This window comes from Streptomyces zhaozhouensis (assembly GCF_900230195.1).
Taxonomy (GTDB): Bacteria; Actinomycetota; Actinomycetes; order Streptomycetales; family Streptomycetaceae; genus Streptomyces; species Streptomyces zhaozhouensis.
The window spans coordinates 262,583-283,478 of record NZ_OCNE01000004.1 but is presented as its reverse complement, the minus strand read 5'-3'; the positions used below and the strand labels follow the sequence as shown (position 1 = coordinate 283,478).

General features: G+C 73.5%; 23 protein-coding genes and 1 pseudogene. 14 read left to right on the top strand and 10 right to left on the bottom strand.

The genetic code is table 11. From position 1 onward, the window contains the following. Positions 1–208 precede the first annotated feature (208 nt). The 3 genes from CRP51_RS09330 (at position 209) to CRP51_RS09320 (ending at position 1,802) form a co-directional block, all read left to right on the top strand. Positions 209–742 carry an ATP-binding protein gene (locus CRP51_RS09330; protein ID WP_097230564.1) on the top strand — a complete coding sequence of 178 codons (534 nt, stop codon included), beginning with the start codon at positions 209–211 and terminating at the stop codon, positions 740–742. 187 nt (positions 743–929) lie between these two features. After that, positions 930–1,211, top strand: a complete 282-nt coding sequence (locus CRP51_RS09325) for a DUF7848 domain-containing protein (protein WP_097230563.1) — start codon at positions 930–932, stop codon at positions 1,209–1,211. Positions 1,212–1,508: 297 nt separating this feature from the next. Continuing rightward, positions 1,509–1,802: a hypothetical protein gene (locus CRP51_RS09320; RefSeq protein WP_342749025.1), complete on the top strand. Its 294-nt coding sequence runs from the start codon at positions 1,509–1,511 to the stop codon at positions 1,800–1,802. A 340-nt stretch (positions 1,803–2,142) separates the two neighbouring features. On the opposite strand, the gene CRP51_RS09315 is transcribed toward CRP51_RS09320, so the two are convergent. Continuing rightward, positions 2,143–2,328 carry a hypothetical protein gene (locus CRP51_RS09315; RefSeq protein ID WP_097230663.1) on the bottom strand — a complete coding sequence of 62 codons (186 nt, stop codon included), beginning with the start codon at positions 2,326–2,328 and terminating at the stop codon, positions 2,143–2,145. A 171-nt stretch (positions 2,329–2,499) separates the two neighbouring features. Continuing rightward, positions 2,500–3,276 (bottom strand): GntR family transcriptional regulator, encoded by a 777-nt coding sequence (locus CRP51_RS09310; protein WP_097230562.1) that lies wholly within the window; start codon positions 3,274–3,276, stop codon positions 2,500–2,502. A gap of 164 nt (positions 3,277–3,440) precedes the next feature. Between CRP51_RS09310 and CRP51_RS09305 the strand changes: the two genes are divergently transcribed. From CRP51_RS09305 to CRP51_RS09290, 4 genes are all read left to right on the top strand, one after another. Continuing rightward, positions 3,441–3,779, top strand: a complete 339-nt coding sequence (locus CRP51_RS09305) for an SCO3933 family regulatory protein (RefSeq protein WP_097230561.1) — start codon at positions 3,441–3,443, stop codon at positions 3,777–3,779. Beyond that, positions 3,779–5,080, top strand: a complete 1,302-nt coding sequence (locus CRP51_RS09300) for an FtsK/SpoIIIE domain-containing protein (protein WP_097230560.1) — start codon at positions 3,779–3,781, stop codon at positions 5,078–5,080. Before CRP51_RS09305 ends, CRP51_RS09300 begins: the two co-directional genes overlap by 1 nt. Next, positions 5,077–5,271, top strand: coding sequence for a hypothetical protein (locus CRP51_RS09295; protein ID WP_097230559.1), 195 nt, complete (start codon positions 5,077–5,079; stop codon positions 5,269–5,271). Before CRP51_RS09300 ends, CRP51_RS09295 begins: the two co-directional genes overlap by 4 nt. Before the next feature lie 361 nt (positions 5,272–5,632). Then, the gene (locus CRP51_RS09290) at positions 5,633–6,940 is read left to right on the top strand and encodes a replication initiator (protein ID WP_097230662.1); all 1,308 of its coding nucleotides are present in this window, start codon (positions 5,633–5,635) and stop codon (positions 6,938–6,940) included. Between the two features lie 135 nt (positions 6,941–7,075). Here CRP51_RS09290 and CRP51_RS09285 read toward each other — a convergent pair whose 3' ends face one another. Next, positions 7,076–8,548, bottom strand: coding sequence for a recombinase family protein (locus CRP51_RS09285; protein ID WP_170970482.1), 1,473 nt, complete (start codon positions 8,546–8,548; stop codon positions 7,076–7,078). Between the two features lie 44 nt (positions 8,549–8,592). On the opposite strand from CRP51_RS09285, the pseudogene CRP51_RS29395 reads away from it, so the two are divergent. Continuing rightward, positions 8,593–8,685, top strand: a pseudogene (locus CRP51_RS29395) (peptide-methionine (S)-S-oxide reductase MsrA); the annotation flags it as partial. 21 nt (positions 8,686–8,706) lie between these two features. On the opposite strand, the gene CRP51_RS09275 reads toward CRP51_RS29395, so the two are convergent. Next, entirely contained in the window at positions 8,707–9,114 is a 408-nt protein-coding gene (locus CRP51_RS09275) for a PIN domain-containing protein (protein ID WP_097230557.1), read from the bottom strand. Then, positions 9,099–9,353: a type II toxin-antitoxin system Phd/YefM family antitoxin gene (locus CRP51_RS09270; protein WP_097230556.1), complete on the bottom strand. Its 255-nt coding sequence runs from the start codon at positions 9,351–9,353 to the stop codon at positions 9,099–9,101. Before CRP51_RS09270 ends, CRP51_RS09275 begins: the two co-directional genes overlap by 16 nt. A gap of 26 nt (positions 9,354–9,379) precedes the next feature. Here CRP51_RS09270 and CRP51_RS09265 point away from each other — a divergent pair, with 26 nt between their 5' ends. After that, positions 9,380–9,664 (top strand): hypothetical protein, encoded by a 285-nt coding sequence (locus CRP51_RS09265; protein ID WP_097230555.1) that lies wholly within the window; start codon positions 9,380–9,382, stop codon positions 9,662–9,664. A 32-nt stretch (positions 9,665–9,696) separates the two neighbouring features. On the opposite strand, the gene CRP51_RS09260 is transcribed toward CRP51_RS09265, so the two are convergent. Next, complete coding sequence (locus CRP51_RS09260; protein WP_170970480.1) at positions 9,697–10,449, bottom strand: AfsR/SARP family transcriptional regulator; 753 nt, start codon at positions 10,447–10,449, stop codon at positions 9,697–9,699. A gap of 167 nt (positions 10,450–10,616) precedes the next feature. Between CRP51_RS09260 and CRP51_RS29940 the strand changes: the two genes are divergently transcribed. The 4 genes from CRP51_RS29940 (at position 10,617) to CRP51_RS09235 (ending at position 16,300) form a co-directional block, all read left to right on the top strand. After that, positions 10,617–13,877, top strand: a complete 3,261-nt coding sequence (locus tag CRP51_RS29940) for an AfsR/SARP family transcriptional regulator (protein ID WP_170970478.1) — start codon at positions 10,617–10,619, stop codon at positions 13,875–13,877. 335 nt (positions 13,878–14,212) lie between these two features. Continuing rightward, positions 14,213–14,857: a peptide-methionine (S)-S-oxide reductase MsrA gene (msrA, locus tag CRP51_RS09245; RefSeq protein ID WP_097230551.1), complete on the top strand. Its 645-nt coding sequence runs from the start codon at positions 14,213–14,215 to the stop codon at positions 14,855–14,857. A 218-nt stretch (positions 14,858–15,075) separates the two neighbouring features. Further along, positions 15,076–15,699, top strand: a complete 624-nt coding sequence (locus CRP51_RS09240; RefSeq protein ID WP_097230550.1) for a ClpP family protease — start codon at positions 15,076–15,078, stop codon at positions 15,697–15,699. A gap of 1 nt (position 15,700) precedes the next feature. Then, positions 15,701–16,300, top strand: coding sequence for a ClpP family protease (locus CRP51_RS09235; protein ID WP_097230549.1), 600 nt, complete (start codon positions 15,701–15,703; stop codon positions 16,298–16,300). A 209-nt stretch (positions 16,301–16,509) separates the two neighbouring features. Here CRP51_RS09235 and CRP51_RS09230 read toward each other — a convergent pair whose 3' ends face one another. Beyond that, the gene (locus CRP51_RS09230) at positions 16,510–16,947 is read right to left on the bottom strand and encodes a helix-turn-helix domain-containing protein (RefSeq protein WP_439333137.1); all 438 of its coding nucleotides are present in this window, start codon (positions 16,945–16,947) and stop codon (positions 16,510–16,512) included. 135 nt (positions 16,948–17,082) lie between these two features. Then, positions 17,083–17,703, bottom strand: coding sequence for a TetR/AcrR family transcriptional regulator (locus CRP51_RS09225; protein WP_097230548.1), 621 nt, complete (start codon positions 17,701–17,703; stop codon positions 17,083–17,085). Positions 17,704–17,846: 143 nt separating this feature from the next. Here CRP51_RS09225 and CRP51_RS09220 point away from each other — a divergent pair, with 143 nt between their 5' ends. Beyond that, positions 17,847–18,257: a VOC family protein gene (locus CRP51_RS09220; RefSeq protein WP_097230547.1), complete on the top strand. Its 411-nt coding sequence runs from the start codon at positions 17,847–17,849 to the stop codon at positions 18,255–18,257. A 145-nt stretch (positions 18,258–18,402) separates the two neighbouring features. Here the strand turns inward: CRP51_RS09220 and CRP51_RS09215 are convergent, their stop codons facing one another. After that, positions 18,403–19,020, bottom strand: a complete 618-nt coding sequence (locus tag CRP51_RS09215) for a lytic polysaccharide monooxygenase auxiliary activity family 9 protein (RefSeq protein ID WP_245880480.1) — start codon at positions 19,018–19,020, stop codon at positions 18,403–18,405. Positions 19,021–19,282: 262 nt separating this feature from the next. Further along, entirely contained in the window at positions 19,283–20,878 is a 1,596-nt protein-coding gene (locus CRP51_RS09210) for an alkaline phosphatase D family protein (RefSeq protein WP_097230545.1), read from the bottom strand. Positions 20,879–20,896: the final 18 nt, after the last annotated feature.

Below are 20,896 nucleotides of genomic sequence, written 5' to 3'. Positions count from 1 at the left end.
GCCGTTGGCGGGATAACAGCTGGTGTTCATCCTGCCACGCGGTTCTGACAACCGTGGGGGGTTCACCGATGAACCCCCCACGTTCCCCACTCGAACCCCCTGTGTGCGTGCGAACCCCCCGATGAACGCTCCCGGTTGGGTTGCCGTGCCTCTTCACTGGTCTCCACGCGGTGGACGGTCGCCGCAACCTCCGTGGAAGGGGCGAACGATGGGACGCGAGGAGGTGGGCGAACGGTGGCCCGGTGCCGGTGTGACCTGGCCGCAGGCATCGGAAACGCTCGCGTGCAGAGGGCTCCTGCGCTCCGTGCTGCTCGCCGCGTCCTCGCCCGCGTCGTGCCGGGCCGCTCGTGAGGCGGCACGTGAGACGTTGCGCGACTGGCAGTTGGAGGTCTCTGCGGACGACGTCGTCCTGTGTACCTCCGAACTCGTCGGCAACGCCGTGCATCACGCGAGGCCGGTCGGCAACTCGCCCGCCCCCACGCGTGATCACCGGCTCCTCGTCTCGTTCCAGGTCGCGTCTGGCCATCTGTTCGTCGGGGTGGCCGACGACGACTCCACACCGCCGGTACTGCCTCAGAGCGACTTCCCGCTCCCCGGCGCGCTGTTGAGCGAACGGGGCCGTGGCCTCCTCCTCGTCCAGGTGGTGGCCGACGCCGTCTGGTGGTCGCCGCGCCACGGGGGCGGCAAGAGCGTCTTCTGCCGCTTCGACCTGAAGGACAGAGACAAGCGAGGCAAACGATGAACCCACCCCAAGACTCCGCGACGATCCGCCGTGCTCTGCCGCTCTCGGGCGGCGCGGGGCGACCGTTCGGGGACCGGTCGGAGAGGCGCAAGGCTCCGGCGCGGTGGGCGCCCACCGGGGAGACCGCCGAAACCGGCTCCCCCGTCCCCGGTGGGGCACCCGAACTCCGTGCTCGGGGTGGTGCGTTGTGATCACACCCCGATCGGTCATCAAGGCCGCTGAGTGGACCCTCAGCGAGGAGACGGCCGAGGGGGCGCCCCGCGCCATCTTCGGTGTCACGTGCGTGACCTGCGCTGCGGAGTCCGGGTTCGTGGACAACGAACCCCATCCGATCGAGATGTGGGCGCTTCGGCACACCAGCCTCCACACCGGCCACCGCCTGTTCCGGCTCACCACCGAGTGGTTCCTGCGGGTCGATCCGGCGCCCGGCAACCCGCTCCACGACACGGAGAAGGAGAACGCACCGTGAGACAACGCCTGTTGTGCGCCGGAGTCTGGGTCTTCTGGCTGGTGGTTGTGGGGCCGCTGGTCGTGATCAGTGATCCGAGCCGAGCAACGTTCCTCTGATGCCGACGCGCCGCCGGGCGCGTTCCACAACCTCATAGCAAGGCCGGACCACCCCTGAACCCTGGCAGGCACTGGGTGGTCCGGCTGGGATTCCGCGGAACCCCGATGCCGATGGTATCGGGGCCGCGGTCGTGCCGATCAAGCCGACGCACCGCCTCAGGCCATTCCAAGTCAGCGCGTGAGAAAGGGTGTTGAGGCCGTGGACGGCCCGGATGACGAGATGGGACCACTCAACGAGGAGTTCGACCCGGATGCCGTGCTGTGGGTGCGGGGCGTCGACTACGTCGGCGGGTGGCGCGAGGCGCGGGGAGCGGCACGGGAGTTGTCCGACGCGTTGGCCCGCGCTGGCCTGGCCGGAGACGATGTCACGGTGCGCGCGGACGCCGCCCCCGACGGCTCGGGGCTCGTGCGGCTCACCTGCTCGGCGGAGACAGCACGGAACGTCGCGCTGCTGACCCGCGTAACGGCGGCCCGGCTGCGGCGGGCGGGGTGAGGGGCGGTGGCATCTTTCCTACGAACTGAGAGCCCAGCCACGACAAGCCGACCACGACGAAAGCGTCGTGTGGCCACTCAGGCGCGGGGACACCTCAGCCGACCATCGGGCTGTGGCCACTCCTCCCTGCTCTTCACGTCACGCCCCGTCAGTCGATGGTCGAGTGGCGTTCTCGGCTCACCCTGGGAGGGGACGGCGGGCGCCCGGACGGGACCGGCCGCCAGGCCGCACGCCCGGCCAGGGCAGCCCGCCCGGCCGGCGCGCCGCAGGCGCGCCCTTGAGGGAGTAGAGACGGGTTTCGACAGGGGCGGGTCCCCTACATACCTCGCAAAACAGTAGGTCAGTATCGGTCGGCGCGTTCGCCAACCGACACCTCCAACTGCTTGATCTTGCCGCTACTGCTCAATTCGGCGTACACAGGGCGGTCGCCTGGCGTGTCAACGGAACGGGCGAGTTCTACGAAACGCGCGATCTCGTCCAGCGTCATGTCCTTGGTCTCGCCGCTGAGTTTGAGCATCTGGGCCATGACGGACATCATCTCAGGCTCACGGGCTTGGTGTGTCACGGTTCGGTCAGCCAGAGTCAGTTGAGCGCTCGGCAGTAGAGGGACCGGGATGAGCAGGTGCGACCGGCCCTTGGGCCTTCGGCAATGCAAGGAGCACCTTGGGAGCCCTGCCCGCAGACACTGCGCCGGGCCTCAGGCATCGTTCGGGACGGCCCCCGAGGTGGAGAGAGGGCCGGTGATGGCATAGCTGAGTTGAGTCCGGCTGGCGCTCGTAAGCATTCGTTCGAGGATGAGCGGACGGTCGTTGTCGCCGGTGGCGATGTGCGCAGCGGAGAGAACGGGCATCGCCTCGGGGATGTCGAGCGCCGCCCGCTCGTCCGGTAGCGGCATCCGGGCACTGACGGTCTCTCGCCACGTGAGGTGGTGCCCGGCTTTTGCCAGAGCCGCATAGACCTGGTCCGGGCTGATGTCCGGGTTCTCCAGCTCCTCGACCTCGGCGGCCGTCGCCAGCGGGATCACCATCCGGTGCATGGCGCGGGTGCCCGTGGTCGGGTCGGCGAGGAGGCGGTCAACGAGGAAGACCGCCTCGCCCTCTTCCAGGCCGAGCAGCGGGCCCGTGGTCGCCGTCGTGTGGCCGCGTGTGACCGTCGGGGGCTCGACTTCGGCCCAGTCGGACAGGCCGGTGCGGAAGGTGTCGCCCTCGCGGGTGATGGTGCGGTCGATCGTGACCGACGGAGTCGGGATGGAGCGGACGAAGCTGCCCTTGCCGTGGACGACGTCGATCAGCCCTTCCGACCGTAGGCGGTCCACGGCCTTGCGGACCGTCGGGCGGCTGACCTGGTAGCGCTCCATGAGCTGGGCTTCCGAGGGGAGTAGCGCTCCCGGCGGGTACTCACCGGCCGCGATGCCGCTTCGGATCTCGGCTGCGACCTGCTGGTACAGCGCTCCGGGGCGCTGGATCTCTCCCATGGCCGGGGCCCTCTTCCCTTCGCTGACGTTTCGTTACGCGTCCTGACGTGTGGTGACGTCACTCGTAAGCATAAGCACTTGCCTCCGGCCGTCAAGGTGTCGCATACTCTCAACTCGTAAGCACGAGTGACGTCACAAGACGTCTTGTCTGGAGGCGATAGCTGATGCAGTCCATCCCCGTGGACACGACCCGGCTCGGCGTACTGCGGTGTGCGGTGGGTCCTGAACCCAAGCTCGCGGACTACGAGCGGGGCGAGGTAAAGAAGGACCGGGACGGCAACACCGTCTACACCGTGGCCGTGATGGTCCGGCAGGACGGGCGGCGGGTCTCGGTCATCGAAGTGGCGGTGCCGGGTGAGCCCAAGGGCCTTGTCGAGGGCACCGAGGTGCGGATCACCGGCCTGGAGGCGTTCGCCTGGGCCATGGGCGACCGGCACGGAGTGAGCTTCCGGGCCTCGGCCATCACCCCCGTACCGGCCAAGGGCACGGGCGGTGGTGCCTGATGGACGGCTCCCACCTGCTCGCCCTGGTCCTCGCCGTGCTGGCCTGGTGCGCGGTCGTCGGCCGTGAGTTCACGCTCCGGCATCCCGCCTGGCGGTGGTACCTGACCGGCTACCCGCTCATGGCAGCCCGCGTTCTGCTGACCTGGCGCAAGGTCGCACAGGTCAACGACCTGACCGTCTCCTACCAACCGACACGCCGGGTCCTGGGCGAACTCGTCGTGCGTGGTGAGGCGTTACGCGGCCTCGCGCCCCGGGCCGGCCTCCCGCGTCCCGTACCCGGCGGGCTTCAACTCACCGTGCGGCTGCGCCCCGGGCAGACTCCGGCGCCGTTCCTGGACGCCGCCGACGCGTTGGCCCACGCCTGGCGGGCGCACGCCGTGCGGGTCGTCTCCCCGCAACGCGGGCTCGTGGTGATCACGGCCACGGCGTTCGACCCGCTGGCCGAACCACTGGACGGCGCCAGGGAGTCGGCTGCGCTACTCACCGCCGTACTCGGTGTCGTGGAGACCGGCCGCGACTGGGTCATGGACTTCCGACGGGTGCCGCACTGGCTGATCGTCGGCGCGACCCGTTCCGGCAAGTCCACGCTGCTGGCCCGCCTCGTGTCCCAGCTCGCCCCGCAACCCGTGGCCCTGGTGGGCATCGACTGCAAGGGCGGAATGGAACTCAGCCTGTTCCGCGAACGGTTCACCACGCTGGCCAGCAACAGACGTGAGGCCGTGGACGTCCTGGCGGCGCTCGTCGCCGAGGTCCACGACCGGATGCGCGCCTGTCGCGCCGCCGGCGCCCGTTCGGTCTGGGAGTTGCCGGAGGAGGAACGCCCCGTCCCCGTCGTGGTCCTGGTGGACGAGTTGGCGGAGCTGTATCTCACCAACGGCAGCCGCGCCGATCGTGGCGAGGCCGAGCAGTGCTCGACCAGCCTCCTGCGGCTGGCCCAACTCGGCGCCGCTCTCGGCGTGCACCTGGTGGTGGCCGGGCAGCGTGTCGGCTCTGACCTCGGCCCCGGGGTCACCGCGCTCCGTGCCCAACTGGCCGGCCGCGTCTGCCACCGGGTCAACGACCCTGGCACGGCGGAGATGGCCCTCGGCGACCTCAACAAGGACGCCGTCGCCGTCGCCCAGTCCATCGGCACCCACGAACAGGGCGTCGCCGTCCTGGCGGCCGACTCCGGCGGCTGGGTCCGGGGCCGTTCCTATCTCACCCGGCCCGACGCGGCCCGGGAGGCGGCACATCGCCACGCCTGCCTGGCCCCGAGCCTGCCCGCCCTTCAAACCCCGGTGGAGGCAGGTGAGGAGTCGTGACCTCGGCGTTGAGCATCCCCCTCGTCGTCCTCCTCGGCGCGATGACCTTCCTGCTGGTGCGCGGCCGGTCCGTGCGCGGCTGGGAGGCGGCCCTGATCGCCCTCTTCGGATTCCACCTCGCCCTGACGCCCATCGGGCCTGCCCTGCTCGTCAGCGTCGAGTGGCTGTTCAGCGGCTTCGCCCAGACCTGACCGACGAGAGAGCCCGAGAGAGCCCAAGTGAGCCCGAGAGGAGGTGTACCCACCCGTGCCCATGCGCCGCGTCCCCTGCCCTCGCTGTAAGGGCGAACGCACCCGGACGACCTGGACCGGCCGACAGCGCCGCTGCCGCTGCTGCCGGGGAACCGGCACCATTCGCTGACCAACTGAACCCCGTGAGGAGTGAACGCCATGGACCGACACCACCCCACCCCCGTTACCCGTGCCGCCCCGGCGGCCCACCCCGGAAGGAGCCCGCCCCATCCCGCCAACGCACCACGACCCGACCGGCGGGCGCGCCGCTGCCCAGCGAACGGCGCGCCCTCCCCGGCTCCCCGAGACCGACCGTGACGTCATCCGCCTCGCCAACGACCCCCGCTTCGGGCGCTGGTTGGCACAGGTCACCGCGACCGGCGGCTGTGCCCACCCCGTCCAACTGACCGGCTCCACCACCACCTACGACCCCGCGACCGGCGAGATACTTCGCCGCTACGACACCGCCGACGAACCGGGCGAACGCCTGCTCGTCCGCTGCCGCAACCGCCGCGCCACCGTCTGCCCGGCCTGCTCCCGACTCCACGCCGGCGACACCTACCACCTGGTCCGCGCGGGTCTCCTCGGCGGCAAGAACGTCCCCGCCGAGGTGGGCCAACGCCCCCGGCTCTTCGCCACCCTGACGGCGCCCAGCTTCGGGGCCGTGCACCGAACCACCAACGGCGAGCCCTGCCGCCCACGCCGCGCGCCCCGCCGCTGCCCCCACGGACGCCCCGTCGACTGCCACGCCACCCACACCACGGACGACCCGTTAGCCGGGCAACCGCTCTGTCCGGACTGCTACGACTACCCCGGCCATATCCTGTGGCACGCCCACGCCGGGCGGCTGTGGAAGGCGTTCACCGACAACCTGTACCACCACCTCGCGGCCGACACCGGCCACACCCGGGCCGCGCTCCGCCGTTCCGTCCGCCTCTCCTACGCCAAGGTCGCCGAATACCAGCGCCGCGCCGCCGTCCACGTGCACGCCGTCCTCCGCCTCGACGACCGCGACGGGACACAACCGCCCGAGGGCATCGACGCGGACACCTTGGCCGGGTGCGTCCGGACGGCCGCCGCTGCGGTCCGCCTCGACACCCAGCACACCGCCGCGCTCGGGCAACGCGCACTGCGCTGGGGACGACAGCTCGATGTCCGGCCCCTGAGCACCGCTACCGTCACCGACGACGCCGTGGCGGCCTACGTCGCCAAGTACGTGAGCAAGGGCGCCGCCGACACCGGAGCCGGCCTCGACCGCCGCGTCACCGGCCCCGACGACATCGCCGCCGCTCGCGTGACCCCGCACGTCCGCGCCCTGATGGCCACCTGCTGGCGCCTCGGCGCCCTGCCCGAACTCGCGCCCCTACGGCTCCGCGCCTGGGCCCACACCCTCGGCTACCGGGGCCACATCCTCACCAAGTCCCGTGCTTACTCGACGACTTACGCCGCGCTCCGCGACGCCCGCGCCCAGCACCGCCGGCCGCAGGAAGAGGACGCCCCGCACACCGTCACCGAAGCCAACTGGCGCTACGCCGGCTCCGGCCACACCCCCGGCGCCGCCCTCCTCGCGGCGGGTATCGCCGAGGACCTGGCACGGAACCGGGAGTGCGCCCGGGAGGCTGGCGAGTGAGCCGCCCAAGCGCCCGGGAGTGGGGGCGCGCACAGGCGCTCCGGGCGCCGGAGTGGAGCGAGGAACGGTGGCGGCGGATATCCGGCATCCTCGGCCTGGAGCTGCGCCAGCGCACCGTTCCTCACCGCGACGGCCTCACTCCTCCTTCCACACCGGCACGAGAAGATCGGGGTTGAACGGCTTCCGCCCCTTGCCTGCCGGGTGGACGATCACCGCGTGCAGGGCCTCGAAGACCAGCGCGCGGCGCTGCGAGACGTGCAGCCCCTTCCAGCGTTCCCGCACGTCCTCCGTCTCCCCCGCCCGCGCGGCCATGGCCTGGCGGCGGTGCCGTTCCGCCCGAAGCTCCTTCAGCTGGGCCTCGATCTTCTTCACCCCGGGGAAGTAGACGTCGTCGCTGATCGCGTCGTTCTGCCACTCCTCCGACAGCCGGGAGCGCTTGGCCACCAGGCGCGCCAGCCGCTCCTCCCCGTCCCAGGGCTCCGCGCTCGCGGCCCGCGCCTGCCGTTCCTCCAAGCGGGCCAGCACGGCCTCGATGACGTACTCCTCGACAAGGTCGCCCTGGCGTCCGAGTCCGCCGCATCCTCCGGCGGCCTTCGAGGGGCAGACGTACAGGTGCGACTTGCAGTCCTTGTGACGGGACACCCGGAGCGCGGTGCCGCACATCTTCCCTTCGTGGACGCGTCCGCACCGCAGCACGCCCGTCAGCAGGTGCCGCGCCTGGCTGTGGTTCTCGGGGAGAACGTCGCCGATCTCCTGGCCGGTGCCGACGCTACGGCCCCTGCGGGCCTGGAAGACGGCGTCCACGGCCTCCCACTCCGCCGGGGTCACGATGGTCTCCCACTGGCCGACGACGGGAGCGCCTTCCTCGTCCCGCAGGATCTCGCCCCGGTAGTTGCGCCAGCCGCACACCCGGGGGTTCCAGAGGGTCAGCTTGAGGGACCGCAACGTCCACTCGTTGCCGAGCGACGTTCTGAGTCCGGCCGCGCGCCACTCGGCGCAGATGGCGGTGAGCGACTTTCCACGGGGAAGGTCCCGGATCGCCTGGCGCACGTACGGCGCCTCCGCCTCGTTGAGGGTGCGCTTGTCCTCGTTCCAGCCGAACGGGCGTGTCCCGCCGACCGGTACGCCGCGCTCGGCGCGGGAGCGGTGGTTGTCGCGCAACCTGCGCTGGATCTTGCGGACCTCGATCTTGGAGATCACGACGCCGAACAGGCCCATGGCCTCGACGTCCTCGCTGTAGAGGTTCTTCGGGCCTCGGGCGTCGGCGTAGACCCGGCCGTCGTCGTAGGTGAGCGCGTCCACGAACCGTTCGTAGTCCCCGGCCCGGCGCACCAGCCGGTCGTCCGCGACGACCACCGCGCCGCGCACCGCGCCCCCGTCCGGGAGCCGTCCGGCCCGCAGCGCGCGCAGCATCGCCTCGAATCCGTCGCGCGTGACGCCCGCCTTGGCCGCCGACAGGTCGTTGTCGGTGATCTCCGCGACGACCGACCAGCCCAAGCGCCGCGCCGTGGCGCCGTTGGTCCGGTGCTGGTCCTCGACACCGTGTTCGTCCTTCTCGGTGTCCGAGGAGATCCGCGCGTACGAGATCACGGGTAAGGGCTGGTCCACCACGGCTCCTCCTGCGGGCTGAAAATATGCCGTTGGAGCAGTGATACCACCAGCAGTACCTGGACAAGAACCCGGCGGGCTACTGCGGGCTCGGCGGCACCGGTCTGTCCTGCCCGGTGGGGGTGGCACGGGCCTGAGGCCGGCGCCGGCGGGCGGGCTCAGGCCGGCGTGACGGCCGCGCGCACGCCGGGGAGGCCGTCGAACGCCGTGTTGCCGTCGGTGGTCAGCAGCGTCCTGGCCGTGGCGGCCGCGGTCGCCGCGATGATCAGGTCGTGGGCGCCGCGGGGCTTCCCCTCGCGGCGCACGTGGGCCAGCAGCCGGGCGTGCACGAGCGCCACGTCGTCCGTGTAGTCCTCGACCGGGATCAGGGCGCGCACGCCGTCGACGAACTCCTGCCGCCGCACGCGCCGTTGCCCCTCGGACAGCTCCACCCCGCATTGCAGCTCGGCGAGGCTCACGGCCGCGATGGTCACGTCGTCATCCTCGTCGAGCACCCGCGCGAGACCGGCCTGGCCACGCTCGGCCCGGATGACGACGCCCGTGTCCAGGATCAGTCGTCGTGCCATGCCGCGCTCATCTGGTCGGTGACGCTCTCTCGAGCGGCGGCCACATCGTCCGCGAAGCCCTCGTCCACCGGGTGCGACTCCAGGAACGCCTTGATCGCCGCACCGTTGCCGGCGGGCGTGGGAGCCAGCGTCGCCAGCCGTCGCCCGCCGCGGGTGATCACGATCGTCTCTCCGTGCTCGGCCCTGTCGAGCACGGAGGCGAAGTTGCGTGCGACCTCCGTCGCCGTCATCGTCCTCATGGAATCAGAGTATCTGATTTCCCCTGATGAGGGGGTGGCACGGGCCTGAGGCCGGCGTCGAGTCGACCGACGACGGCCCCTGGCACCACGCGCTGCGCGCCGAGGCGTGGCCGCCCCGCACTCGCTGCCACCGGCTCCCGGCCCGGCTCGTACGGCCGCTGACCGCCTGCGACGGGGCGCGCGGGCTGCCCGCGCTCGCCGCCGTCGCCGTCGCCGAACTGCCGGAGCCCACCGCCGCGCACCCGCCGCGGGCGATGGTCGACAAGGGGCTGATCACCTGGGACGCCCCCGGGCACGGTGGAGCGGGGTGAGGTGCGCGCCCCCCGGTGCGCACCCCACCCCCCTATGCCGCGGCCCCGCGTACGGGGGTCGCGGCGAGCAGCCGTTCGAAGCGCGCGTGGAGCGCGGGCCCCGGGGCGACGCCCAGGTGCCGCGCCAGTCCCTCGCGGACCCTGGCGAACTCCGCCAGCGCCTCGTTCGGCTGCCCCGCCTTCTCCAGGGCGTCCATGAGCAGTCCTGAGACCGCCTCGTTCCACGGGTGTTCCACGGTCAGCTCGGTCAGTTCCGCGATCAGTTCGCGGTGGCAGCCCATCACCAACCAGGCGGAGCCGTTGGCGAGTTGGGCGGCGAGCCGTTCGCGGTGCAGCGCCTGCCTGGCGCGTTCCGCCCAGGGGGAGTCGAAGCCCGCCATGGGTGCCCCGTGCGCCACCCCGAGGGCCCTTCCGTAGAGGAACGCCCGCGCGGCGGGCTCTCCCGTCTCCCCGGCGGCGCGTGCCAGCCGCCGGAAGTGGTGCACGTCGACCCGTTCCGGCGCCGCCCGCAGCGCGTAGCCGGCGCGGCCCCGCACCAGGGCCCCGGGGTCGGCGCCGCCCTCACCGAGCGCCCGGCGCAGCCGTTTGGCGCAGGTGTACAGCGCGTCCCTGGGGTCCTCCGGCAGCTCCTCCCCCCACATCCGCTCGATCAGCACCTCGTCGCGGACCAGCTCGTCCGGCTGCCACGCCAGGCAGGCGAGCAGGTCGGCGGCGCGCCCGGCGGGGAAGGAGTCCGGCCGTCCGTCGACGCCCAGGGCCACCGTTCCCCACAACCGGACTCGCACCGTCGCCTCCCGCACCGTTCGTTCTCCCGCTCGCCGCCATCCTCGCGAGCGGCGGCGCGTTTGCCGCATGGACCGCGCATGGGAGCCGCGCCGGCGCGGGGCACCGCGCACGGGCGGGGGCGGGGGCGCGAATGGACGGTCGTGCGCCCTCGCCCTATCATCTGGCCGTGTCTCCCGACGTGCTGTCCGCCAGGCTGCTCGGCCCTCTGGAGGTGACCGTCGGGGGGCGGCCCGTGCGGCTGACCGGGCGCCAACGGGCTCTGTGCGCGGCCCTTCTCATCGACGCCAACCACCCCGTGCCGGTGGAGCAGCTCGTGCACCGGCTGTGGGACGCGCGGCCCCCCTCGGCGGCGGGCGCCAGGCTGCGTTCCCTCGTCACCGAGGTACGGCGCGCGCTGGGGGCGCGGGCCGACGCCCTGGAGACCCGCAGCCCCGGCTATCTGCTGCGCGTCGCGCCGGGCCGGTCCGACCTGGCGGCCTTCGAGTCCCTGGTGGCCGAGGGCTCCCGGGACGCGGGCCGTGGCGACTGGCCGGCGGCCGAGGAACGCTACGACCGCGCGCTCGCGCTGTGGCGCGGCGATCCGCTGCCCGACCTGCCCGCGGTGCCCGAGCGGCGGCGGCTGCTTGAGCTGCACACCACCGCCGTCGAGGGCCGCTGGGAGGCGGCGGTGGAACGCGGGGAACGGGGCGCCGTGGTCGCGGAACTGACCCGGCTCGCCGGGGAGCACCCGCTGCGGGAGAGGCCGCACGCGCTGCTGATGCGGGCGTTGCACGCGGAGGGCAGGACGGCGGAGGCGCTGGAGGTGTACGCGGCGCTGCGGCGGCGGCTGGTCGACGAGCTGGCCGTGGAGCCGTCCGCGGAGCTGGCCGCCGTGCAGCGCGGGCTGCTGCTGCCCCGGCCCGTGGCGCCCTCCGCCCCGACGCCTCCCGCCTCGGCGCCCCGGGCCCCGACGTTCTTGTCGTCGGCGCCCTCGTCGACGGCGCCCGAGCCGCCCGCCGCGCGTTCCCTCGCGGAGGTCCCCAGGCAACTCCCGGGTGTCACCCCGCTGTTCACCGGGCGGGACGAGGAGTTCCGCCGGCTCGACGCCGCGCTGGCGCACGGCGGCCGGCTGATCGCCGTCACCGGTCCCGCGGGGGCGGGGAAGACGGCGGTGGCGCTGGCCTGGGCGGGGCGGGTGGCCGACCGCTTCCCGGACGGGCAGCTCTGCCTCGACCTGCGCGGCTTCGACCGTTCCGGACCGATGCCGGTGGCGGAGGCGCTGCCCGTGCTCCTCCAGGGTCTCGGCTGCCCGGCGGCGCGCGTGCCGGTGACCGTCGAGGCGCAGGCGGCGCTGCTGCGCACGCTGCTGGCCGACCGGCGCGTCCTGCTCGTGCTCGACGACGCGGCGGACGCCGCGCAGATCCGCCCGCTGCTGCCGGGGCCCTCCCGGTCCGTGGTGCTGGTCACCAGCAGGGACCGGCTGAGCGGCCTGGTGACGGCGGACGGGGCGCGCCGGGTGGTCTGCGAGGCGCTGCCGCCGGCCGACGCGCTGGCGCTGCTGGGCCGCACGGTCGGCGCCGACCGCGTCGCCGCCGAGCCGGAGGCGACGGCCCGCCTGGCGCGGCTCTGCGACCATCTGCCGCTCGCCCTCTGCGTCGCCGCGTCCCAGCTCGGCGAGCGGCCGGCCACCAGGGTCGCCGACTACGTCGAGGAGCTGGCCGAACGCGGGCGGCTCGCGCGGCTCGCGGTCGAGGGCGACGCCCAGCTGGTCGTCAGCGCCGCGCTCGACCTGACCTACGCGAAGCTCTCCGACCCGGCGCGCCTGGTGTTCCGTTCGCTGGGCGCGGTCGGGGGGACGGGCCGCTCCGCGCCGGCCGCCGCCGCGGGGGCCGGGGTGGAACGGTCGGTGGCCGAGGACGCGCTGCGCGGCGCGGTGCGGGTGCACCTGGTCACGGAGGCCGCCGACGGGCGGTTCACCTGGCACGACCTGGTGCACGAGTTCGCCGCGCAGCGGCTGGACGAGGAGGAGTCGGGTGAGCGGCGCGCGGCGGCGACCCGCCGGCTGCTCGACCACTATCTGCACGGCGCGCAGCGGGCGGCGCTGGCCTGCCGCCTCCAGTCGTCGCGGCTGCCGCTGGACGCCCCGGCGCCGGGGGCGCGCCCGCCGGAGTTCGCCGACCGGACCGAGGCGCTGGCCTGGATCCACCGCGAGTGGGAGGACCTGACGGCCGCGCTCACACACGCGGCGGAGCACGGTCCCGGCCGGCCGGCGTGGCAGCTGGTCGTCAGCCTGTCCGACGTGATGGCGCACCAGCTGCCGCTGGCCGAGTGGCTGCGGCTGGCCGGGCTGGCGCTGCGCGCCGCCGACCGGGCGGGCGACCGGCTGGGCGGCGTGGCGGTGCGGCTCTCCCTGGCGCTGGCGCACTGGCGGGCGACGGACCTGCCCGCCGCGCTGGCGGAGTACGGCCTGGCCAGGGAGCTGGCCCGCGAGGCGGAGTGGTCGGAGGGCGAGGGGGTGGCGCTCCAGGGGATGGGCGTGGCCACCAAGCAACTGGGCCGGCCCCGGGAGGCGTTGGGGTACTACCGGCAGGCGCTGGCGCGTTTCCGGGAGGCCGGTCTCGACGCGGACGTGGCGGCGGCGCTGAGCAACATCGGCTCCGCGCACCTGGCGCTGGGCGAGCCCCGGCTCGCCGGCGAGGCGCTGGACGCGGCGCTGCCGCTCGCCAGGGGCGGGGGCAAGCCGCACTTCCACGCGATGGTGCTGGTCAACCAGGGGCTGGTGCGGCTGCGGCTGGGCCGGCACGCGGAGGCGCTCGACGTGCTCGACGAGGCGCTGCGCGCGGCGACGGAGGCCGACCTGGAGTATGTGCGGGCGGTGGCCTCGGAGACGCTCGCCATGGTGCACGCGGACGCCGGGGACCACGCGCGGGCCCGCCGGGCGTTCACGGAGGCGCTGGCGCTGGCGGTGGCCGTGGAGAACGACAACTGCCGCACCGCGTGCCTGGTCGGCCTCGCCGAGACGGCCAGGGTGGCGGGCCGGCTTGAGGAGGCGGGGCGCCGGCTCGACGAGGCGCGGGCGATCGCCGCGCGGACCGGGGAGGCGACGGAGAGCACGATGGTGCTGCTCGGCGAGGCGGAGCTGTTCCTGGCGTCGGGCGACGCGGTGGGGGCGCTGTCCCGCGTCGAGGAGGCGGAGCCGGTCGCGGCGGAGGGCGCCAGGTTCGCGCTGACGCGGCTGCGCCTGCTGCGGGCGCGCGCCCTGGCGCGGCAGGGTGCCGCCGCCCCCGCCGAGGAGGCCGCCCGCGACGCGCTGCGGCTCGCCGAACGGTCGGGGGAACGGGCCGTCGCCGCCCGGGTCTCGCGCTTTCTCGGGGAACTGACCGGTCGGGACGGGCGGCTCACCCCCTCGGCTGGGGCCACGGGTCCGGCGGGCTCGCCTCCCCGGTGACACGCCCCGCGCGCCGGGGCGCCTCGGTCAGCCGGGGGCGGGTGCCGGACGGGGCGAGCGGGCGCGGCGACACCGGCTGGGGGTCGCGGACGACGGCGTCGACCGCCGCGCGGCCCACCGGGACCGGCCGCGTCCCCGCCGCCCACGCCGGGCCGGGTGCCCGGCACCTGTGCGCCGTCGGCCACGCGGAACGGTAGGCCGCCCCGTCCTCACCGCGCACGGCCGAAAAGGCGGTGGTGCCGGGCGGCGGGCGCGGGTAGGCAGTCACTGGGGGTCGAGGACCCCGGTGCTCGCGAACGGACAACCGCCGCCGAGAAGTTGGGGATGAGCCGACGATGCTGACCGACCTCACCGACCGCCTGCCGACGCCCCGGGAGGCGTTGCCCGGACGCTCCGAGCGGATGTACACCGTCCCCGAACGGCACCGCGTGCTGGGCACGCCGCTGCTCGGCCCCTACCCGGAGGAGTGCGAGATCGCGGAGTTCGCGCTCGGCTGCTTCTGGGGCGCCGAGCGCCGCTTCTGGCGGACCGAGGGGGTGTGGACCACGCTGACCGGCTTCCAGGGCGGCCCGACGCCGCACCCCATCTCGGAGGAGGTCGCCTCCGGCCGCACCGGCCACGCCGAGACGGTGCGGGTGGTCTTCGACCCGGCGCGGGTCTCCTACCGCGCGCTGCTGCGGGTCTTCTGGGAGGGGCACGACCCGACGCAGGGGATGCGCCAGGGCAACGACATCGGGACGCACTGCCGCTCGTTGGTCTTCCACCGCTCCCCCGCCCAGCGGGAGGCGGCCGAGGAGACCCGCGACACCTACCAGAAGATCCTCGCCGACGCCGGCTACGGCCCGATCACCACGGAGATCGTCGCCGAGGCCGACTTCCCGTTCTACCCGGCCGAGGAGCGCCACCAGCAGTACCTCGACCGCCACCCCCGCGGCTACTGCGGCCTCGGCGGCACCGGGCTGGCCTGCCCCGTCGACTGACGCACCGGCCCGCCCACCGCTCCCCCAGCCCCCGGCGCCGACCCGACCGATCGCCGGGGGCTTCCGCGTGCCCGCGCGGCCCGCTCTGCCCGTGGCAGATCTGCCACGGGGCGAGATTCCGGACACGGCGGGGTCCGCCCGCCGATGGTGGACGACGAGGGCGACGCCCGGCGGACGGCCGGCGTCGCGGGAAGCGGAGGAAGAGGAGGTTCCACGTGATGACCACACCGGTCACCGCGTCCGAGGGCGAGACCCAGGCGACGCGGTTCGACGACGATTTGAACGCGCGGCTGCTGACACAGCGCATCGTGTTCCTCGGCACCCAGGTCGACGAGGTCTCGGCCAACCGGGTCTGCGCACAGTTGCTGCTGCTGTCCGCCGAGGACCCGCGCAACGACATCAGGCTGTTCATCAACAGCCCCGGGGGCTCGGTCTCCGCCGGACTCGCGATCTTCGACACGATGCGGCTGATCCCCAACGACGTCGCCACGTTGGCGCTGGGACTGGCCGGCAGCATGGGTCAGTTCCTGCTCACCGTGGGGGCGCGCGGCAAGCGTTACGCGCTGCCGAACGCGCGGGTCATGATGCACCAGCCGTCCTCCGGCATCGGCGGCTCCACCGCCGACATCGCGATCCAGGCGGAGAACCTGGAGCACACCAAGCGGACCATCGAACGGATCACCGCGGAACACACCGGCCAGAGCGAGGAGACGATCGCCAGGGACGGCGACCGCGACCGCTGGTTCACGGCCGAGGAGGCAAGGGAGTACGGAATGGTCGACCGGGTGGTGGCCTCGCTGGCCGACATCCGGCCGGACTCGCAGCGCAGGACGGGGTTCTGAGATGGGTCAGTACACGATTCCCACCGTGGTCGAGCGCACCCCCAACGGGGAACGCGCCTACGACGTCTACAGCCGGCTGCTGTCGGACCGGGTCATCTTCCTGGGCACCGAGATCGACGACGGGGTGGCCAACGTGGTCATCGCGCAACTGCTCCACCTGGAGTCCTCCAGCCCGGAGCGGGAGATCTCGATCTACCTCAACTCACCCGGGGGATCGCCCACCGCGCTGATGGCGATCTACGACACCATGTCGTTCGTCAACGCGCCGATCGCGACCTACTGCGTGGGTCAGGCCGGCTCGACGGCCGCCGTGCTGCTGGCGGCCGGCGCGCCCGGCCGGCGCGCGGTGCTGGAACACGCGCGGGTCCTTCTCGGCCAGCCGGCCAGCGGCGGGCAGCGGGGAACGGTCGCGGACCTCGCCATCCAGGCGAAGGAGATGCTGCGCATCCGGCGCCAGGTCGAGGAGGTCCTGGCCCGCCACACCGGCCACGACGTGGAGACCCTGCGCGCGGACATGGACCGCGACAAGGTGTACACAGCGGAGGAGGCGGTCTCCTACGGCCTCGCCGACCACGTGCTGCGCTCCCGCCAGAACGGGTGAGGGGGCGCGGGGGCGACCGCCCGGCCACACCACGCACGTGGACGGTCGGCCAACTCCCGCCGCCCCGCGCCGCGCGGTTCCCACCGCCCTCCGAGCCGCCCACCGGACCGGAAGGGACGCGGGGAACCGCGCGAGCGACCCGCCACATCACCGCGGCCGACAACCCACCAGAACGACACACGCGGACAGTCGTCCGCGCCCCCCGGGGGCTACGCGGCGAGCAGCAACGCCCCGCCGTCCCGACGCGTCGCGCGCCGCGGCACCGCCGCGCGGCGCGCCGCCAGCGAGGTGGCGCTGCCGTCGGACGGCCGCTCGGCGGCGGCCCGGCGCTCGCCGGTCAGCCGGCGCTGGGCCAGGGCGAGCAGGTCGGCGAGCCCGAGCCCCAGCGCGTGCGCCGCCGCGGCCAGCACCTCGGACGACGCCTCCTTGCGTCCCCGCTCCACCTCGGAGAGGTACGGCATCGAGATCCGCGCGGCCTCCGCCACGTCCTTCAACGTCCGCCCGCGCGCGAGGCGTTCGCGCCGCAGCACGTCGCCCACCACGTCCCGCCACAGCGGCTCCCTGGCGTTCACCCCGGTCGGCACCGGGCGCAGCTGCACACGGCGGTCGTCGGCACGGATCGGCTCTGGTGCTCGGCTGCTGTCCACCATCCCAGCCTAGAAGCCGGCCCCGCCCCCGTCCCCGCCCGGCGTTCCGCCCCTCGCGAAAGCGGGCCGTCCAGAGGGTCCCCGCCGGCCCACCCGCCCGAGCCACGCGCAGGAGCGGTCGCCCCTCAGGCCCCCTCAGGCCCCCCGCAGCGCCGCCACCATGCGCAGCAGCGCCGCCGTCGTCTCCTCCAGCGCCTCCGGCCCCTCGTCCGAGGAGGCCAGCCACAGCGCCGCCTCGTTCATCGCCCCCGACAGCAGATGGACCAGCGGCGGAACCGGCTGCGGTGCCAGCGTTCCCTCCTCGACCAGCGCGGCCAGCGACTCCGCCAGATGCCGCGCCGACGCCGCCTCGTCCATCGCCCGCCAGGCGTTCCAGCCCAGCACCGCCGGCCCGTCGACGAGCATGATCCGGTCGATCCCGGGCGCGGTGGCGGCGGCGAGGAACTCCCGGCAGCCCGCCGTCAGTCGGGACCACTCGTCGTCGTGGACGTCGGCCGCCGCGGCGACCCGTGCCCCCACCTCCTGCTGGACCTCGTCGAGCACCGCCCGGAAGAGGTCGGTCTTGCCACCGGGGAAGTGGTGGTAGAGCGCCCCCTTGGTCACCCCGGCGGCGGCCACCAGCTCCGCGAGGCCGACGTCCGCGTAGCCGCGCCCGGCGAACAGCGTTCTGCCCTCGCGCAGCAGCGCCCGCCGCGTCTCTTCCCGCTGTCGCTCCCTGACACCGGGCCGCCGCTCCCCGCCATCTGACCGCGCCATCGCTCGCCGCTCCTCGACACGTCTCCCCGGACACGCTTTGACATACCGACGGTATGCCGAATACGCTCCCGCCCTATCTGGACATACCGATGGTATGTCAACGCGGAACGCCCCGCCGAGGGGCACACGAGAGGGGTCGCACCATGGGCCTGACCAGCCTTTACGCCGTGATCTGCACGGAACGACCAGCCGAGTCGCGGGACTTCTACACCGGACTGTTCGGCTTCGAGACGACCTTCGAGGCGGACTGGTACGTCAGCCTGCGCCACCCGGACGGCGGCCACGAATTGGCGCTGCTCGACCCCAGCCACCCCACGCTCCCCGCCGGCCACCGCGCGACCGCGCGCGGCCTGCTGCTGAACATGGAGGTCGAGGACGTGGACGCGGAGTGGGAGCGGCTGGTGGTCGACGCCGGACTGCCGGCCGTTCTGCCGCTGCGCAGCGAGGAGTTCGGTCAGCGGCACTTCATCGTGGCCGACCCGAACGGCGTGCTGATCGACGTCATCACGCCCATCCCGCCCACCGGCGAGTTCGCCGCCCAGTACCGCTCCTGAGCGCGGAACCGCGGGAGCGGCGGGGCGCCGGAGCGCCGGCGGGCGCCCGAGAAGAGGCCGTCGCCCCGCCGGGCCCGGGGCGGACCGACGAGGCGACGGAGTGGAGGGTGCCCGAAGGGCGCCGGAGCGAACGGGGAGAGCGGGGTCAGCCGAAGTCCACGTCGCTGCAGATGTAGTACGACTGGTCGGAGTGCGACGCCTGCCAGATCGTGTACACGAGGTGGTGGCCGCTGCGGCCCGGCGCCGAGACGTCGACCAGCATGTGCGAGCTGGGCTCCAGGCGGTCGGTCTCGGCGACCAGTTCGAGGTCGCCCCAGCCCAGCGCTTCCGTCTTCGGGTCGAAGCCCTGCTTGGTGACGTAGACCAGCATGTAGTCGGCGCCGTGCAGCGCCTGGTCGTGCAGGTCGACGGTGAAGTTCGCGCCGACGTCGGTCGTCTTCCAGGCGCCGGGGGTGTCCATCGCGGCGTAGCGGCCGTCGCCGGTGAGGCCGGCGCTGCACAGCTGGCCGTCCGGGATGGCGCCCTGGTGGTCACCCGCGACACCCTCGCGGTAGAGGCCGTTCCAGTTCCACATCGCGTTGGTGTCGGCCTGCCAGGCCGCCCAGCACATCGGGTCCTCCTGCTCCATGGCCGGGTTCTGGAAGTCGTCGCCCCAGCGGTCCCAACAGCCGTAGTTGCGCGAGGGCGGGTCGATCACCGAGCCGTGCGCCGAGGCGCCACCGGCCCAGGGCACCAGCAGCAGCATCGCCACGGCCGAGACCATGCCCACCACGCGCGCCGCCCAACGTCGCCCGACCCGGGCTCCGGCGCCGCCGCCTCGTTCTCGGTTCATCCTCTGGTCGCCACCTTCCGTCGTGGGGGGTGCACGAGGGAGCGGGGGAGCGCTCCCATCAGTTGACCTGGGCGTTACCCATGGACATGTCACCGAAACCGGGGCGGCGACGTTCGACACGTTCGCGAACGAGTTCGACGAGGAGCAATCGTTTTCCGCGCGCCCGCTCCCCCCGGCGCCGCCGTGCGCCCGCTCAGGCGGGCTGGGCGCCGGGGCGGCCGGCCTCGACCCGGAAGGTGGCCACGGTGGAGATGCCGGAGCCCGGGACGGTGACCACCGGGGTGACCCGGTAACTGGCCGTCATCGACTCGGAGTCGGCCTCCACGACGGTGTATCCGCGTTGCGAGCTGTGCCACTTCAGGTGCGGATTGACGCCGGGGGCCATCCAGGCGGCGCCGACCTCGTCGGTCGGCGAGCCGTCCTTGCCGGAACTGATCGAGCTGCCGGCGAACTCCGTCGCCACCACCGGGGCGTCGGCGTCCGCGAAGTCCAGCGTCAGGTCGGCGACCACGGCGCGGTGGATGTCGCCGGTGACCACCACCGGGTTCTCCACGTTCCGGTCGCGCAGCCCGCGCAGGAGCCGGTCGCGGGCGTCCACATAGCCGTCCCACATGTCGAGCCCCGAGGTGTGGACCGCCGGGTCCGGGTTCTGGTCGACCTGGGCGATCAACGTCTGGTTGGCGAGCACGTTCCAGACCGCGCCGGAACGGCCGGCGCCGTCCAGCAGCCACCGCTCCTGCTCGTCGCCGAGCATCTGCCGGCCCGGCGCCGAACGCTCCACGTCGCAGCCGGACTTGGTGCCGTCGCCGCAGACCTGGTCGTCGCGGTGAGAACGGGTGTCGAGAACGTGCAGGTCCAGCAGGGAGCCGAAGGCGAGTTTCCGGTACATCCGGGCCTCCGCGCCCCGGGGGCGCTGCGGCAACCGCAGCGGCAGATGCTCGTAGTACGCCTGGAAGGCGGCGGCCTTGCGGGCGCGCCACGCCTCCGGGTCCTGGTCGGGATAGCCGTCGGTGTCCAACTGGGCGAAATCTCCCGCCCAGTTGTTCTCGACCTCGTGGTCGTCCCAGCTCAGCACCCAGGGGAACGCCTGGTGCGCGGCCTGGAGGTCGGTGTCGAGCCGGGTGAGGGCGTGGCGGTTGCGGTAGTCCACCAGGCTGAGCGTCTCGCGCTGGAACGAGGCGTCCAGGGCCATGCCGCGCACGCCGCCGTTCTCGCCGACGCCGTACTCGTAGAGGTAGTCGCCCAGGTGCAGCACGAGGTCCAGATCCTCGGCGGCCATGTGGCGGTAGGCGGTGTAGAAGCCCTCGTACCAGCACTGGCAGGAGGCGAAGGCGAACCTGAGGCGGGCGGGGTCGTCGGGCGCGGTGCGGGTGCGGCCGACGGGGCTGATGTCGGCGCCGGCGCGGAAGCGGTAGAAGTACTCGCGTCCCGCGTCGAGCCCGGAGACCTCGGCGTGGACGGAGTGGGCGAGCTCGGGGGTCGCCTGCTCCGCGCCCCGGCGCACGCCCCGCGTGAACCGTTCGTCCTCGGCGACCTCCCAGTCGACGGTCACCGTCCGCTCCGGCATCCCGCCCCTGCCGTCGAGCGCCAGCGGGTCGGGGGCGAGCCGGGTCCACAGCACGACGCCGTCCGGCAGCGGATCGCCCGAGGCGACGCCGAAGGCGAACGGGTCGCCGGCGAACCGGGGTGCCGCCCAGGCGGAGCCGGCGCTGAAACCCGCGCCGTGCAGGGCGATTCCGCTCAGGGAGGCGCCGGACAGGCCGAGGAGACGACGTCGCGTGAGTTCCATCGAGAGGTTCGCCCGTCT

Excerpts from the sequence above, each read along its gene's own strand:
- CRP51_RS09330 (WP_097230564.1), top strand. The coding sequence starts at position 209 with ATGGGACGCGAGGAGGTGGGCGAACGGTGGCCCGGTGCCGGTGTGACC.
- CRP51_RS09215 (WP_245880480.1), bottom strand. The coding sequence starts at position 19,020 with ATGGTCTCGGCCGTGGCGATGCTGCTGCTGGTGCCCTGGGCCGGTGGC.
- CRP51_RS09310 (WP_097230562.1), bottom strand. The coding sequence starts at position 3,276 with ATGGGAGAGATCCAGCGCCCCGGAGCGCTGTACCAGCAGGTCGCAGCC.
- CRP51_RS09315 (WP_097230663.1), bottom strand. The coding sequence starts at position 2,328 with ATGGCCCAGATGCTCAAACTCAGCGGCGAGACCAAGGACATGACGCTG.
- msrA (WP_097230551.1), top strand. The coding sequence starts at position 14,213 with ATGCTGACCGACCTCACCGACCGCCTGCCGACGCCCCGGGAGGCGTTG.
- CRP51_RS09240 (WP_097230550.1), top strand. The coding sequence starts at position 15,076 with ATGACCACACCGGTCACCGCGTCCGAGGGCGAGACCCAGGCGACGCGG.
- CRP51_RS09225 (WP_097230548.1), bottom strand. The coding sequence starts at position 17,703 with ATGGCGCGGTCAGATGGCGGGGAGCGGCGGCCCGGTGTCAGGGAGCGA.
- CRP51_RS09305 (WP_097230561.1), top strand. The coding sequence starts at position 3,441 with ATGCAGTCCATCCCCGTGGACACGACCCGGCTCGGCGTACTGCGGTGT.
- CRP51_RS09235 (WP_097230549.1), top strand. The coding sequence starts at position 15,701 with ATGGGTCAGTACACGATTCCCACCGTGGTCGAGCGCACCCCCAACGGG.
- CRP51_RS09220 (WP_097230547.1), top strand. The coding sequence starts at position 17,847 with ATGGGCCTGACCAGCCTTTACGCCGTGATCTGCACGGAACGACCAGCC.
- CRP51_RS09265 (WP_097230555.1), top strand. The coding sequence starts at position 9,380 with ATGAGGGGGTGGCACGGGCCTGAGGCCGGCGTCGAGTCGACCGACGAC.
- CRP51_RS09270 (WP_097230556.1), bottom strand. The coding sequence starts at position 9,353 with ATGAGGACGATGACGGCGACGGAGGTCGCACGCAACTTCGCCTCCGTG.
- CRP51_RS09210 (WP_097230545.1), bottom strand. The coding sequence starts at position 20,878 with ATGGAACTCACGCGACGTCGTCTCCTCGGCCTGTCCGGCGCCTCCCTG.
- CRP51_RS09300 (WP_097230560.1), top strand. The coding sequence starts at position 3,779 with ATGGACGGCTCCCACCTGCTCGCCCTGGTCCTCGCCGTGCTGGCCTGG.
- CRP51_RS09275 (WP_097230557.1), bottom strand. The coding sequence starts at position 9,114 with ATGGCACGACGACTGATCCTGGACACGGGCGTCGTCATCCGGGCCGAG.